A 12,503-nucleotide genomic window follows, 5' to 3' on the forward strand; every position below is an offset into this window, starting at 1 on the left:
ATGGCCGTGCAAGACCTGCTGTCCCAGGATGAAATCGATGCGCTGTTGCATGGCGTCGACGATGGTCTGGTACAGACCGAAATGGCTGCCGAACCCGGCAGCGTCAAAAGTTATGACCTCACCAGCCAGGATCGCATCGTCCGTGGACGCATGCCGACGCTGGAAATGATCAACGAACGTTTCGCCCGCTACACCCGTATCAGCATGTTCAACATGCTGCGCCGTTCGGCGGACGTGGCGGTGGGCGGTGTGCAGGTGATGAAGTTCGGCGAGTACGTGCACTCGCTGTACGTGCCCACCAGCCTCAACCTGGTCAAGATCAAGCCGTTGCGCGGCACCGCGTTGTTCATCCTCGACGCCAAGCTGGTGTTCAAGCTGGTGGACAACTTCTTCGGCGGCGACGGCCGTCACGCCAAGATCGAAGGCCGTGAATTCACCCCGACCGAATTGCGCGTGGTGCGCATGGTGCTCGAGCAAGCCTTCATCGACTTGAAGGAAGCCTGGCAGGCGATCATGGAAGTCAACTTCGAGTACATCAACTCGGAAGTGAACCCGGCCATGGCCAACATCGTCGGCCCCAGCGAAGCCATTGTGGTCTCCACCTTCCACATCGAACTCGATGGCGGCGGCGGCGACCTGCACGTGACCATGCCGTACTCGATGATCGAGCCGGTGCGCGAAATGCTCGACGCCGGTTTCCAGTCCGACCTGGACGACCAGGACGAGCGTTGGGTCAAGGCCCTGCGCGAAGACCTGCTCGACGTCGACGTACCTCTGAGCGCCACTGTGGCCCGTCGCCAGCTACGTCTGCGGGATATTTTGCACATGCAGCCGGGGGACGTGATTCCCGTGGAATTGCCGGAAGAGCTGATCATGCGTGCCAACGGCGTGCCGTCATTCAAGGTCAAGCTGGGTTCGCACAAAGGCAACCTGGCGTTGCAAGTGATCGAACCGATCAACCGCCGCTGATCAACAATTATTTTTGCTTCGCCGAGGACATGTAATGGCTACCGAACACGAAAACACTTCCGCCGAAGACCAGGCCCTGGCTGACGAGTGGGCTGCAGCGCTGGAAGAAACCGGCGATGTCGGCCAGGACGACATCGACGCGCTGCTGGCCGCCGACGCCGCCACCGCGCCGGCCGGCAAGCGCCTGCCGATGGAAGAATTCGGCAGCGTGCCGAAGAACAACGACCCGGTGACCCTCGACGGTCCGAACCTGGATGTGATCCTCGACATTCCGGTGTCGATTTCCATGGAAGTGGGCAGCACCGAAATCAACATCCGCAACCTGTTGCAGCTCAACCAGGGTTCAGTGATCGAACTCGACCGCCTGGCCGGTGAGCCGCTGGACGTGCTGGTCAACGGCACCCTGATCGCCCACGGCGAGGTGGTGGTGGTCAACGAGAAGTTCGGCATCCGCCTGACGGACGTGATCAGCCCAAGCGAACGCATCAAGAAGTTGCGCTGATATGAAGTATTCGATGGCGGGACTGTTTCTGGCGCTGCCATTGAGCGCCCTGGCGGCTGAGCCGGTTGCCCAAGCGGCGGCTGCGGCCCCCGTGGTCAGCAGCGGCATCGGCGGGCAATTGACCCAGTTGGTGCTGGGCCTGTTGCTGGTGGTCGGTCTGATTTTCGTGCTGGCCTGGTTGATGCGCCGCGTGCAGCGTATCGGCCCGGGCAATGGCCAGGTCATCGAGATGATCGGCTCGCGCGCCCTCGGCCCGCGTGATCGTCTGGTGCTGGTGCAAGTCGGCGAGGAACAGATTCTGCTCGGCATCACGCCTGGCCGTATCACCCCGTTGCATGTGCTCAAGTCGCCGGTGGAAGTGGCCAAGACCGAGGCCGCCACGCCAGAATTCGCCCAGCGCCTGATGGAGTTGCTGGGCAAGGATCAGAAGGATAAGAAGTAATGCGCGTTTTATTGACGCTCATGCTGTTGCTGGCCGCGCCACTGGCGTTTGCGGCCGACCCGTTGTCGATCCCGGCAATCACGCTGGGCACCAACGCCGCCGGCGCTCAGGAATACTCGGTCAGCCTGCAGATCCTGCTGATCATGACTGCGCTGAGTTTTATCCCGGCGTTTGTCATGCTGATGACCAGCTTTACGCGGATCATCATCGTCTTTTCGATTTTGCGTCAGGCCCTGGGCCTGCAGCAGACGCCGTCGAACCAGATCCTCACCGGCATGGCATTGTTTTTGACGCTGTTCATCATGGCGCCGGTGTTCGACAAGGTGAACCAGCAAGCCCTGCAACCCTACCTGGCGGAAAAACTCAGCGCCCAGGATGCGATCGACAAGGCCCAGGGCCCGATCAAGGACTTCATGCTGTCGCAAACCCGCTCCAGCGACCTTGAGCTGTTCATGCGCTTGTCCAAGCGCACCGACATCGCCACGCCGGATCAGGCGCCGCTGACCATCCTCGTGCCGGCGTTTGTCACTTCCGAGCTCAAGACCGCGTTCCAGATTGGCTTCATGATCTTCATCCCGTTCCTGATCATCGACCTGGTGGTGGCGAGCGTGCTGATGGCCATGGGCATGATGATGCTCTCGCCACTGATTATTTCGTTGCCATTCAAGATCATGCTGTTTGTGCTGGTGGACGGCTGGGCGCTGATTATCGGCACGCTGGCCAGCAGTTTCGGCGGAGTGTAGCGCCATGACCCCAGAAGTAGCGGTCGACCTGTTCCGTGAAGCGCTGTGGCTGACCACCATGATGGTCGCCGTGCTGGTGGTGCCGAGCCTGTTGGTCGGCCTGCTGGTGGCGATGTTCCAGGCGGCCACGCAGATCAACGAACAGACCCTGAGCTTCCTCCCGCGGTTGCTGGTGATGCTGATCACCTTGATCGTCGCCGGCCCGTGGCTGGTGCAAACCTTCATGGAATACATCCTGCAGCTGTACGGCAGTATTCCGCAGTTGATCGGCTGACCCCATGCAATCTGTGCTGGCACTGACCGACACCCAGATCAGCACCTGGGTGGCGTCTTTCATCTTGCCGATGTTCCGCGTCACGGCGGTGCTGATGACCATGCCGGTGTTCGGCACCACCCTGGTTCCGCGGCGTATCCGCCTGTATTTCGCCTTTGCCATTACCGTCGTGATCGTGCCCGGCCTGCCGCCGATACCGCCGGTGCATGCGCTGGACCTGAGTGCCTTGCTGCTGATCGCCGAGCAGATATTGATTGGCGCGCTGCTGGGCTTTTCGCTGACATTGTTCTTCCAGGCGTTTGTAATCGCCGGGCAAATTATCTCGATCCAGATGGGCATGGGCTTTGCGTCCATGGTCGACCCCACCAACGGCGTGTCGGTGGCGGTGATCGGGCAATTCCTGACCATGCTGGTGACCTTGCTGTTCCTGGCGATGAACGGCCACCTGGTGGTGTTTGAGGTCATGACCGAAAGCTTCACCACCTTGCCGGTGGGCTCGGGGTTGGTGGTCAGTCACTTCTGGGAACTGGTGGGGCGCCTGAGCTGGGTGTTGGGCGCGTCGCTGTTGCTGGTGTTGCCGGCGATCACCGCGCTGTTGGTGGTCAACATCGCGTTCGGCGTAATGACGCGCGCGGCGCCGCAACTGAACATTTTCTCGATTGGTTTCCCGCTGACCCTGGTGTTGGGCATGGGGATTTTCTGGATCGGCATGGCCGACATTCTCAATCAGTATCAACCGCTGGCGACCGACGCCCTGCAGTTCTTACGTGATCTGGCACGGGCGCGTTGAGCCATGGCCGAGAGCGAGAGTGGTCAGGACAAAACAGAAGACCCCACGGAGAAACGCAAAAAGGACTCCAGGGAAAAGGGTGAGATTGCGCGCTCCAAAGAGCTCAATACCCTTGCAGTGATGCTTGCCGGTTCCGGTGGGCTGCTGATTTACGGCGGTGGACTGGCGCTGGACATGATGGAGTTGATGAAGCTCAACTTCTCGCTGCCGCGTGAAGTGCTGCTCAGCCCCGGCGCCATGGGCCAGTACCTGCTGCACTCGGGCAAGATTGCGATTCTGGCGGTGCAGCCGGTGCTCATCACCTTGTTGCTGGCGGCGTTGATCGGGCCGGTGTCCCTCGGTGGCTGGCTGTTTGCTGCCGGCAGCATGGCGCCCAAGTTCAGCCGCATGAACCCCGGGCCTGGGCTCAAGCGCATGTTTTCCACCAAGGCGCTGGTGGAACTGCTCAAGGCGTTGGCGAAATTCATCCTGATTCTGTTTGTGGCGCTGACGGTGTTGTCGTCCGACATCGACGACTTGCTGCGCATCGCCCATGAGCCGCTGGAGTCGGCGATCATCCACAGCGTGCAGGTGGTGGGCTGGAGCGCGCTGTGGATGGCCTGCGGGCTGATCATCATTGCGGCGGTGGATGCGCCGATCCAGCTGTGGGAAAGCCACAAGAAACTGCTGATGACCAAGCAAGAAGTGCGCGACGAGCACAAGGACCAGGAAGGTCGCCCCGAGGTCAAGCAGCGCATTCGCCAGCTGCAGCGCGAAATGTCCCAGCGCAAGATGATGGCCGCGGTGCCGGATGCCGACGTCGTCATCACCAACCCGACTCACTACGCCGTGGCCCTCAAGTACGACCCGGAGAAGGGCGGCGCGCCGATGCTGTTGGCCAAGGGCAGCGACTTTACGGCGCTGAAAATCCGCGAAATTGCCGTGGCCAACGACATCCTGTTGCTGGAGTCGCCGGAATTGGCGCGGTCGATCTTCTACTCCACCGACCTCGACCAGGAAATTCCGGCGGGCTTGTACCTGGCCGTGGCGCAGGTGTTGGCCTATGTCTATCAGATCCGCCAATACCGCGCGGGCAAGGGCAAGCGGCCTGACCCGCTCAAGGATCTGCCGATCCCGCCGGATTTGCGCCGCGATTCCTGATTCTGAATGGTTAGCGAGCGGCTTCTTGTGGCGAACGGGCTTGCCCCGCGTTGGGCTGCGCAGCCGCCCCAATAGGCCACCGCATTCCCTCGGACCCACCGCAGCATCCGGTTTCAGGGCCGCTTCGCAGCCCAGCGCGGGGCAAGCCCGCTCGCGACAAAAACGTCTGCTCGCCACGATACGTTCGTCGCGCCATCGGCTACCACTCGTCGTTAACCCCCGTCTACCTGTCAACTCTGACAGTAGCCAGCGCCGCCTGCTCGCGGTTCCATGGCGGCACACTGCACACAGGTCGTTGTAAAGATGCAGAGGGAGCGGTAATGGAAGCGGTAACGGGCACGATCAAATCCTATAGCCGGAGAACCGGGGAAGGCTTGATTGCACTGGATGGCGGCGATGAGCCGGTGCACGTGGATCTCAAGAGTTCGTGCGGGGTTTGGTTGAGAAAGGGCCTGCGGGTGCAATTTGCGAGGATCCATCGGCCCAAGGGCGTCTTCGCGGCGCATATCAGGATTATCTAGCGACCCGTGCGGGTCGTGGAACCCGATCCAAGGAGAGCGGCAATGGCAACAGGCACAGTGAAGTGGTTTAACGCGGAGAAGGGGTTTGGTTTCATTACTCAGGATGGGGGCGGGTCTGACGTGTTCGTTCACTTTTCGGCCATCGTCAGTGAAGGGTTCAAGACGCTTGAGGAAGGTAAAAAAGTGAAATTCGACGTCGCTCAAGGGGCGAAAGGGCCGCAGGCTGAGCACGTTGAAGTCCTTTAGGCGCAGGTTTTCGGTGCTGATGCTGTCGGCGAGGGTGAAGAATACGGTGGGGGAGCGGTGTACGAAGACTAGAAAGCGAGTCTCCTAGGGACAACCTCAAAACCGTCTCGGAAATTTCCTCGATACCAGCAGATGTACACAGATCCAAATGTGGGAGCGGGCTTGCTCGCGAAAGCGGTGTGTCATTCAGCAATGTTCAAGCTGAACCACCGCCTTCGCGAGCAAGCCCGCTCCCACATTTCTGAATCGATTGACACCCGGTAGGCGCGGTCGCTTGTTCGGTCATCTGAGCCTCAAAGCAAAAGTTGGAAGGCTTCTTGCAATACCGCCTTCAGGACGCGCTTCAGCGTCAAAACTTTGCTTCAAGGAACACGAGGAATACCGGTGGTAGATCGCTCTCAAATGCTCAACACGGCCCGTGGCACCCTGACTGATCTGTCGCGGGGCAACCTGGGTGTGCCGTTGTTGTTGCTGGTGATGCTGGCAATGATGATGTTGCCGATGCCGCCGTTCCTGCTCGACGTGTTTTTCACCTTCAACATTGCCCTGTCCGTCGTCGTGCTGCTGGTCTGCGTGTATGCCCTGCGGCCGCTGGATTTCGCGGTATTCCCCACCATCCTGCTGATTGCGACCCTGCTGCGCCTGGCGCTGAACGTGGCGTCCACGCGGGTGGTGATGCTCCACGGCCAGGACGGCCATGCCGCCGCCGGTAAGGTGATCCAGGCGTTCGGTGAAGTGGTGATCGGCGGTAACTACGTGGTCGGTATCGTGGTGTTCGCGATCCTGATGATCATCAACTTCGTGGTGGTGACCAAGGGTGCCGGGCGGATTTCCGAGGTGAGCGCGCGCTTTACCCTCGACGCCATGCCCGGCAAACAAATGGCGATCGACGCCGACCTCAACGCCGGCCTGATCGATCAGGGCCAGGCCAAGGCCCGTCGTCTGGAAGTGGCGCAGGAAGCCGAGTTCTACGGTTCCATGGACGGCGCGAGCAAATTCGTGCGCGGTGACGCCATCGCCGGCCTGTTGATTCTGTTCATCAACCTGATCGGCGGCATGGCCGTCGGTATCTTCCAGCACGGCATGACCTTCGGCGATGCGGGCAAGGTGTACGCCTTGCTGACCATCGGTGACGGTTTAGTGGCGCAATTGCCATCACTGTTGTTATCCACAGCCGCCGCGATCATGGTGACCCGTGCTTCGGGCTCCGAAGACATGGGCAAACAGATCAGCCGTCAGATGTTTGCCTCGCCCAAGGCGCTGGCCGTGGCCGCCGGCATCATGGCGATCATGGGTATCGTGCCGGGCATGCCGCATATCTCGTTCCTGAGCATGGCGGCCATGGCCGCTGGCGGCGCGTACCTGTTCTGGCGCAAGCAAAACCTGGTCAAGGTGCAGGCCCAGCAGGAGATCGCCCGCCAGCAGGACCTGCTGCCATCGCCGGCCCGCGCCCAGGAAACCAAGGAGCTTGGCTGGGATGACGTGACTCCGATCGACATGATCGGCCTGGAAGTCGGCTACCGCCTGATTCCGCTGGTAGACCGCAACCAGGGCGGCCAATTGCTGGCGCGGATCAAGGGCGTGCGCAAGAAGCTGTCCCAGGACCTGGGCTTCCTGATGCCCACCGTACACATTCGCGACAACCTCGACCTGGCGCCCAGCGCCTACCGCCTGACCCTGATGGGCGTGATCCTCGCCGAAGCCGAGATTTACCCCGACCGCGAACTGGCGATCAACCCCGGGCAGGTGTTCGGCACGCTCAACGGCATAAACGCCAAAGATCCGGCTTTTGGCCTGGAAGCGGTGTGGATCGAAGTCAGCCAGCGCAGCCAGGCGCAATCGCTGGGTTACACCGTGGTAGACGCCAGCACGGTGGTCGCCACGCACCTCAATCAGATTCTGTACAAGCACTCCCACGAGCTGATCGGCCACGAGGAAGTCCAGCAATTGATGGGTTTGCTGGCCAAAGCCTCGCCAAAACTGGCCGAAGAACTGGTGCCGGGCGTGCTCTCGCTGTCGCAATTGCTCAAGGTGTTGCAGGCCTTGCTCGCCGAACAGGTGCCGGTGCGCGACATTCGCAGCATCGCCGAGGCCATCGCGAACAACGCCGCCAAGAGTCAAGATACCGCCGCGCTGGTGGCGGCGGTGCGGGTCGGATTGTCCCGTGCAATCGTGCAAAGCATTGTAGGGATTGAGTCTGAGCTGCCTGTGATCACCTTGGAGCCAAGGTTGGAACAAATATTGCTCAATAGTATTCAGAAGGCAGGACAAGGCCAGGAAGAGGGCGTTCTGCTGGAGCCAAGCATGGCGGAAAAACTGCAGCGTTCATTGATTGAAGCCGCGCAGCGCCAGGAAATGGCGGGTCACCCGGTGATTCTGCTGGTGGCGGGCCCGGTCCGCGCGATGTTGTCGCGGTTTGGACGTCTGGCAGTGCCGAATTTGCACGTTTTGGCTTATCAGGAAATTCCTGACAACAAGCAAGTGACTATTGTCGCGACAGTAGGGCCCAACGGCTGAGGTAGTGGGTTATGCAAGTTAAGCGTTTTTTCGCCGCCGATATGCGTCAGGCCATGAAACTGGTACGTGATGAGCTGGGCGCCGATGCCGCGATTATCGGAAACCGTCGTATTGCCGGCGGTGTCGAGCTGACGGCTGCCCTGGATTACACCCCCTCGGCGCTGGCGCCGCGTGTGCCGAACATGGAGCTCGAAGACGAGCTGCGCAAGACGGCCTCGCGGATTGTCTCGGCCCAGGCTGAATTGAGCATGCGTGGCGACAGCGATGCCAGCACCAACCGCCAGTTGTTCGCCGGCCTGCCGCTGACCGCTGCCGAGCCGCTGGTTGAACCGACCTTCAAAGAACCGCCACGTCCTGCAGCGCCGGCACCGGCTGCGGCAGTCGACCAGCGCGTGTTCGACTCGATGCGCTTTGAACTCAACGGCCTGCGTGAGCTGCTCGAAGTGCAGCTGGGCTCGCTGGCGTGGAACCAGTTGCAAGGCAGCAAGCCGCAACAAGCCAACCTGTGGCGTCGCCTGCAACGCATCGGTCTGTCTGGCCCGTTGTCCCGCGACCTGCTGGCGCTGACCGCCGAAGTTGAAGAACCACGCCAGGCCTGGCGCATGTTGCTGGCGCACCTGGCACGCATGATCGTCACCCCGGAAATCGAACCCCTGGAAGAGGGCGGTGTGATTGCCATGGTCGGCCCGGCCGGCATGGGCAAGACCACCACCCTGGCCAAGCTGGCAGCGCGTTATGTGCTCAAGTACGGCGCGCAGAATATCGCGCTGGTGAGCATGGACAGCTACCGCATTGGCGCCCAGGAGCAGCTCAAGACCCTGGGCCGCATCCTCAACGTGACGGTGACCCACGTTGACCCGGGCCAGTCGCTGGCCAATGCCCTCGACCCGCTGCTGCGCAAGCGCGTGGTGCTGATCGACACCGCCGGCCTGCAAGCCAGTGACCCGGCGCTGCGCATGCAGCTCGAAAGCCTGGCCGGGCGCGGTATCAAGTCAAAAAATTACCTGGTGCTTGCAACCACCAGCCAGAAACAGGTTCTTACCGCTGCATATCACAGCTACAAGCGTTGCGGCCTGGCCGGTTGCATCCTCACCAAGCTCGATGAAACCGCGAGCCTGGGTGAAGTGCTGAGCCTGGCCATCAGTCATGAATTACCGGTCGCCTACCTGACCGACGGGCCGCGGATCCCGGATGATCTCCATCTGCCGCGCCGTCATCAGTTGGTCAGCCGTGCTGTCAGCGTGCAAATGCAAGAAGAGCCTAGCGAGGAAGCGATGGCCGATATGTTCGCCGACCTTTACCACAACCCCGCCAAACGGGTCGGTTAAGGCCAGGATGAACACCATGAAATGTATCTACATCGATGGTCTGCAAGCGATTCACGCGGCCAAGCCATGTAGCCTGCGTCTAAGCAAGACAAGGTAAAGAAATAAAATGGGCAGCATGCATCCCGTACAGGTGATCGCGGTGACCGGCGGCAAAGGTGGCGTCGGGAAAACTAACGTGTCAGTGAATTTGTCCCTGGCCCTGGCAGAGCTTGGCCGTCGCGTCATGCTGCTGGATGCTGACCTGGGCCTGGCGAACGTCGACGTTCTGCTGGGGCTGACCCCCAAACACACCCTTGCCGATGTGATCGAGGGCCGCTGCGAGCTGCGCGATGTGCTGCTGCAAGGCCCCGGTGGCATTCGCATCGTGCCGGCCGCCTCGGGCACCCAGAGCATGGTGCACCTGAGCCCGGCGCAGCACGCCGGCCTGATCCAGGCGTTCAGCGATATCGGCGATAACCTCGACGTGCTGGTGATCGACACCGCCGCCGGCATCGGCGAGTCCGTGGTCAGCTTCGTGCGCGCCGCCCAGGAAGTGCTGCTGGTGGTCTGCGACGAACCCACTTCGATCACCGACGCCTATGCCCTGATCAAACTGCTTAACCGTGACTACGGCATGAACCGCTTCCGCGTGCTGGCCAACATGGCCCAAAGCCCGCAGGAAGGGCGCAACCTGTTCGCCAAGTTGACCAAGGTCACGGATCGCTTCCTGGATGTCGCCTTACAATATGTAGGCGCAGTTCCCTATGACGAGTGTGTACGCAAGGCTGTGCAAAAGCAGCGTGCGGTCTACGAAGCGTTCCCTCGTTCGAAGTGCGCACTGGCGTTCAAGGCTATTGCCCAGAAGGTCGATACTTGGCCGTTGCCCGCCAACCCTCGGGGGCATCTGGAGTTTTTCGTCGAGCGATTGGTGCATCAGACGAGCGCAGGACCGGTGCTATGACATCCAGCGGCTACAACCTTTACAAAAAGTCGGCACGTGACAGCCAGGGCGAATTGATCGAGCGCTATGCGCCCCTGGTCAAGCGCATTGCCTATCACTTGCTGGCACGCCTGCCGGCCAGCGTGCAGGTCGAAGACCTGATCCAGGCCGGCATGATCGGTCTGCTCGAAGTGTCGACCAAATACGACGCGAGCAAAGGCGCGAGTTTCGAGACGTATGCGGGTATCCGTATCCGTGGTGCGATGCTCGATGAAGTGCGTAAAGGGGATTGGGCGCCGCGTTCGGTACACCGCAATACGCGCATGGTCAGTGACGCAATTCGCGCAATTGAAGCAAAAACCGGTCGTGACGCTAAAGATCATGAAGTTGCGGCCGAACTCCAATTGAGTCTCGACGATTACTACGGGATTTTGAACGATACCTTGGGCAGCCGCCTGTTCAGTTTCGACGACCTGTTGCAGGACGGCGAACACGAAGGGCTGCACGAGGACGGCGCGAGTGCTCATCTCGAACCGTCACGCGACCTGGAGGACGAACGTTTCCAGGGTGCGCTGGCGGAAGCGATTGCCAATTTGCCGGAGCGTGAGCGACTGGTGTTGGCGCTGTACTACGACGAAGAGCTGAACCTCAAGGAAATCGGTGAGGTCCTGGGGGTCAGCGAATCGCGTGTCAGCCAGTTGCACAGCCAGTGCGCAGCCCGCTTGCGGGGGCGATTGGGAGAGTGGCGCGCGCGCTGACAGGCAGTGTGGGGACACTGCAGACGCTACCGCGAAGGCTTCATGCCTTCGCGGGTTCGTACCGTGGTGCCCTGGGCAGTCCTTTTTGTGTAACGCCTGTTGATTGAAATGGCGCGTCCAGGTGCTGGGCGCGTTTAAGACTGCTTGGAGGTCGAATTGGACAAGAACATGAAAATCCTCATCGTTGATGACTTCTCAACGATGCGGCGGATCATAAAAAACCTGTTGCGTGACCTTGGGTTCACCAACACGGTCGAGGCGGATGACGGCATTACGGCGATTCCGATCCTCAACAGCGGGAGCATCGACTTTCTGGTAACCGACTGGAACATGCCGGGCATGACCGGTATCGACTTGCTGCGTCACGTGCGCGCCGATGAAAAACTGCGCAGCCTGCCTGTGTTGATGGTGACCGCCGAAGCCAAGCGTGAACAGATCATCGAAGCCGCCCAAGCCGGGGTAAACGGCTACGTGGTCAAGCCATTCACTGCACTGGCCTTGAAAGAGAAGATCGAAAAAATCTTCGAACGCATCGGTCATTGATGCTGCCACGGGGGAGCTATGGAGCATAAAGAAACGTCACAGGGCGACTTTGAGTCGACCCTGAAAAAGCATGCTCACCAGTTGGTCGAAAGCCTTGAAAAAGGCCAGTTCGGCGACGCGGTGCAGTTAATCCATGAGCTTAACCAGACCCGTGACCGCGGCCTGTACCAGGAAGTGGGCAAGCTCACACGCGAGCTGCACAGTGCGATCGTCAATTTTCAGATTGACCCGCACATGCCCCAGGCCGAAGAAATTTCGCAAATCACCGATGCCACCGAACGCCTGTCCTATGTGGTCAGGCTGACTGAGGCGGCGGCCAACCGCACCATGGACCTGGTGGAAAACGCCACGCCGCTGGTCAATGGCATGGCCACCGAAGCTCAGGCGCTCAGCGTTGACTGGGGCCGCTTCATGCGTCGTGAAGTGGGGGCTGAAGAGTTTCGTGAGTTGGCGCGTCGGGTTGACGCTTTTCTGTCACGCAGCGAGCAGGAAAACCGCACGGTTTCCAGCAACCTCAATGACATTCTGCTGGCCCAGGATTACCAGGACCTCACCGGTCAGGTGATCAAGCGCGTGACCCAATTGGTCACCGAAGTGGAAAGCAACCTGCTCAAACTGGTGCTCATGGCCGGCCAGGTAGACCGTTTTGCCGGCATCGAACATGACCGCGAAGCGATCCTCTCGGAAAAAGATCCACAAAAACATCTCGCCAAGGGTGAAGGTCCGCAGATTCATGCCGATAAACGTGAAGACGTTATGTCAGGTCAGGATGACGTAGATGACCTGTTATCCAGTTTAGGCTTCTAAGGAG

The 12,503-nt window shown here is 60.3% G+C and carries 14 protein-coding genes; all 14 read left to right on the forward strand.

What is annotated here, in order from left to right; genetic code table 11:
* Positions 1-969 (forward strand): flagellar motor switch protein FliM, encoded by a 969-nt coding sequence (fliM, locus tag AACV02_RS23510; protein WP_010166091.1) that lies wholly within the window; start codon positions 1-3, stop codon positions 967-969.
* A 34-nt stretch (positions 970-1,003) separates the two neighbouring features.
* On the forward strand, positions 1,004-1,471 hold the full coding sequence (fliN, locus tag AACV02_RS23515; RefSeq protein WP_057700902.1) for a flagellar motor switch protein FliN: 468 nt from the start codon (positions 1,004-1,006) through the stop codon (positions 1,469-1,471).
* Position 1,472: 1 nt separating this feature from the next.
* Positions 1,473-1,913: a flagellar biosynthetic protein FliO gene (gene fliO / locus AACV02_RS23520; RefSeq protein ID WP_106576464.1), complete on the forward strand. Its 441-nt coding sequence runs from the start codon at positions 1,473-1,475 to the stop codon at positions 1,911-1,913.
* On the forward strand, positions 1,913-2,656 hold the full coding sequence (fliP, locus tag AACV02_RS23525) for a flagellar type III secretion system pore protein FliP (protein ID WP_106576465.1): 744 nt from the start codon (positions 1,913-1,915) through the stop codon (positions 2,654-2,656). The genes fliO and fliP overlap by 1 nt, the downstream gene beginning before the upstream one ends.
* Positions 2,657-2,660: 4 nt before the next feature.
* Positions 2,661-2,930: a flagellar biosynthesis protein FliQ gene (fliQ, locus tag AACV02_RS23530; protein WP_003214552.1), complete on the forward strand. Its 270-nt coding sequence runs from the start codon at positions 2,661-2,663 to the stop codon at positions 2,928-2,930.
* 4 nt (positions 2,931-2,934) lie between these two features.
* Positions 2,935-3,720 carry a flagellar biosynthetic protein FliR gene (gene fliR / locus AACV02_RS23535; RefSeq protein WP_119742303.1) on the forward strand — a complete coding sequence of 262 codons (786 nt, stop codon included), beginning with the start codon at positions 2,935-2,937 and terminating at the stop codon, positions 3,718-3,720.
* A gap of 3 nt (positions 3,721-3,723) precedes the next feature.
* Entirely contained in the window at positions 3,724-4,860 is a 1,137-nt protein-coding gene (gene flhB, locus AACV02_RS23540; RefSeq protein WP_106576466.1) for a flagellar biosynthesis protein FlhB, read from the forward strand.
* Positions 4,861-5,423: 563 nt separating this feature from the next.
* Positions 5,424-5,627 carry a cold-shock protein gene (locus AACV02_RS23545; protein ID WP_106576468.1) on the forward strand — a complete coding sequence of 68 codons (204 nt, stop codon included), beginning with the start codon at positions 5,424-5,426 and terminating at the stop codon, positions 5,625-5,627.
* 402 nt (positions 5,628-6,029) lie between these two features.
* Entirely contained in the window at positions 6,030-8,144 is a 2,115-nt protein-coding gene (gene flhA / locus AACV02_RS23550; RefSeq protein WP_119742307.1) for a flagellar biosynthesis protein FlhA, read from the forward strand.
* 11 nt (positions 8,145-8,155) lie between these two features.
* Positions 8,156-9,472 (forward strand): flagellar biosynthesis protein FlhF, encoded by a 1,317-nt coding sequence (flhF, locus tag AACV02_RS23555; RefSeq protein ID WP_106576470.1) that lies wholly within the window; start codon positions 8,156-8,158, stop codon positions 9,470-9,472.
* A 106-nt stretch (positions 9,473-9,578) separates the two neighbouring features.
* Positions 9,579-10,412, forward strand: coding sequence for a flagellar synthesis regulator FleN (fleN, locus tag AACV02_RS23560; protein ID WP_003192912.1), 834 nt, complete (start codon positions 9,579-9,581; stop codon positions 10,410-10,412).
* Complete coding sequence (gene fliA / locus AACV02_RS23565; protein ID WP_016973417.1) at positions 10,409-11,149, forward strand: RNA polymerase sigma factor FliA; 741 nt, start codon at positions 10,409-10,411, stop codon at positions 11,147-11,149. Before fleN ends, fliA begins: the two co-directional genes overlap by 4 nt.
* A gap of 168 nt (positions 11,150-11,317) precedes the next feature.
* Positions 11,318-11,692: a chemotaxis response regulator CheY gene (locus tag AACV02_RS23570; protein ID WP_005790040.1), complete on the forward strand. Its 375-nt coding sequence runs from the start codon at positions 11,318-11,320 to the stop codon at positions 11,690-11,692.
* An 18-nt stretch (positions 11,693-11,710) separates the two neighbouring features.
* A complete protein-coding gene (locus AACV02_RS23575) occupies positions 11,711-12,499 on the forward strand; it encodes a protein phosphatase CheZ (protein WP_106576471.1) in 789 nt (262 codons plus the stop codon).
* The last annotated feature ends 4 nt before the right edge of the window (positions 12,500-12,503 follow it).

It is taken from the genome of Pseudomonas sp. Larv2_ips (assembly GCF_963879675.1).
Taxonomy (GTDB): domain Bacteria; phylum Pseudomonadota; class Gammaproteobacteria; order Pseudomonadales; family Pseudomonadaceae; genus Aquipseudomonas.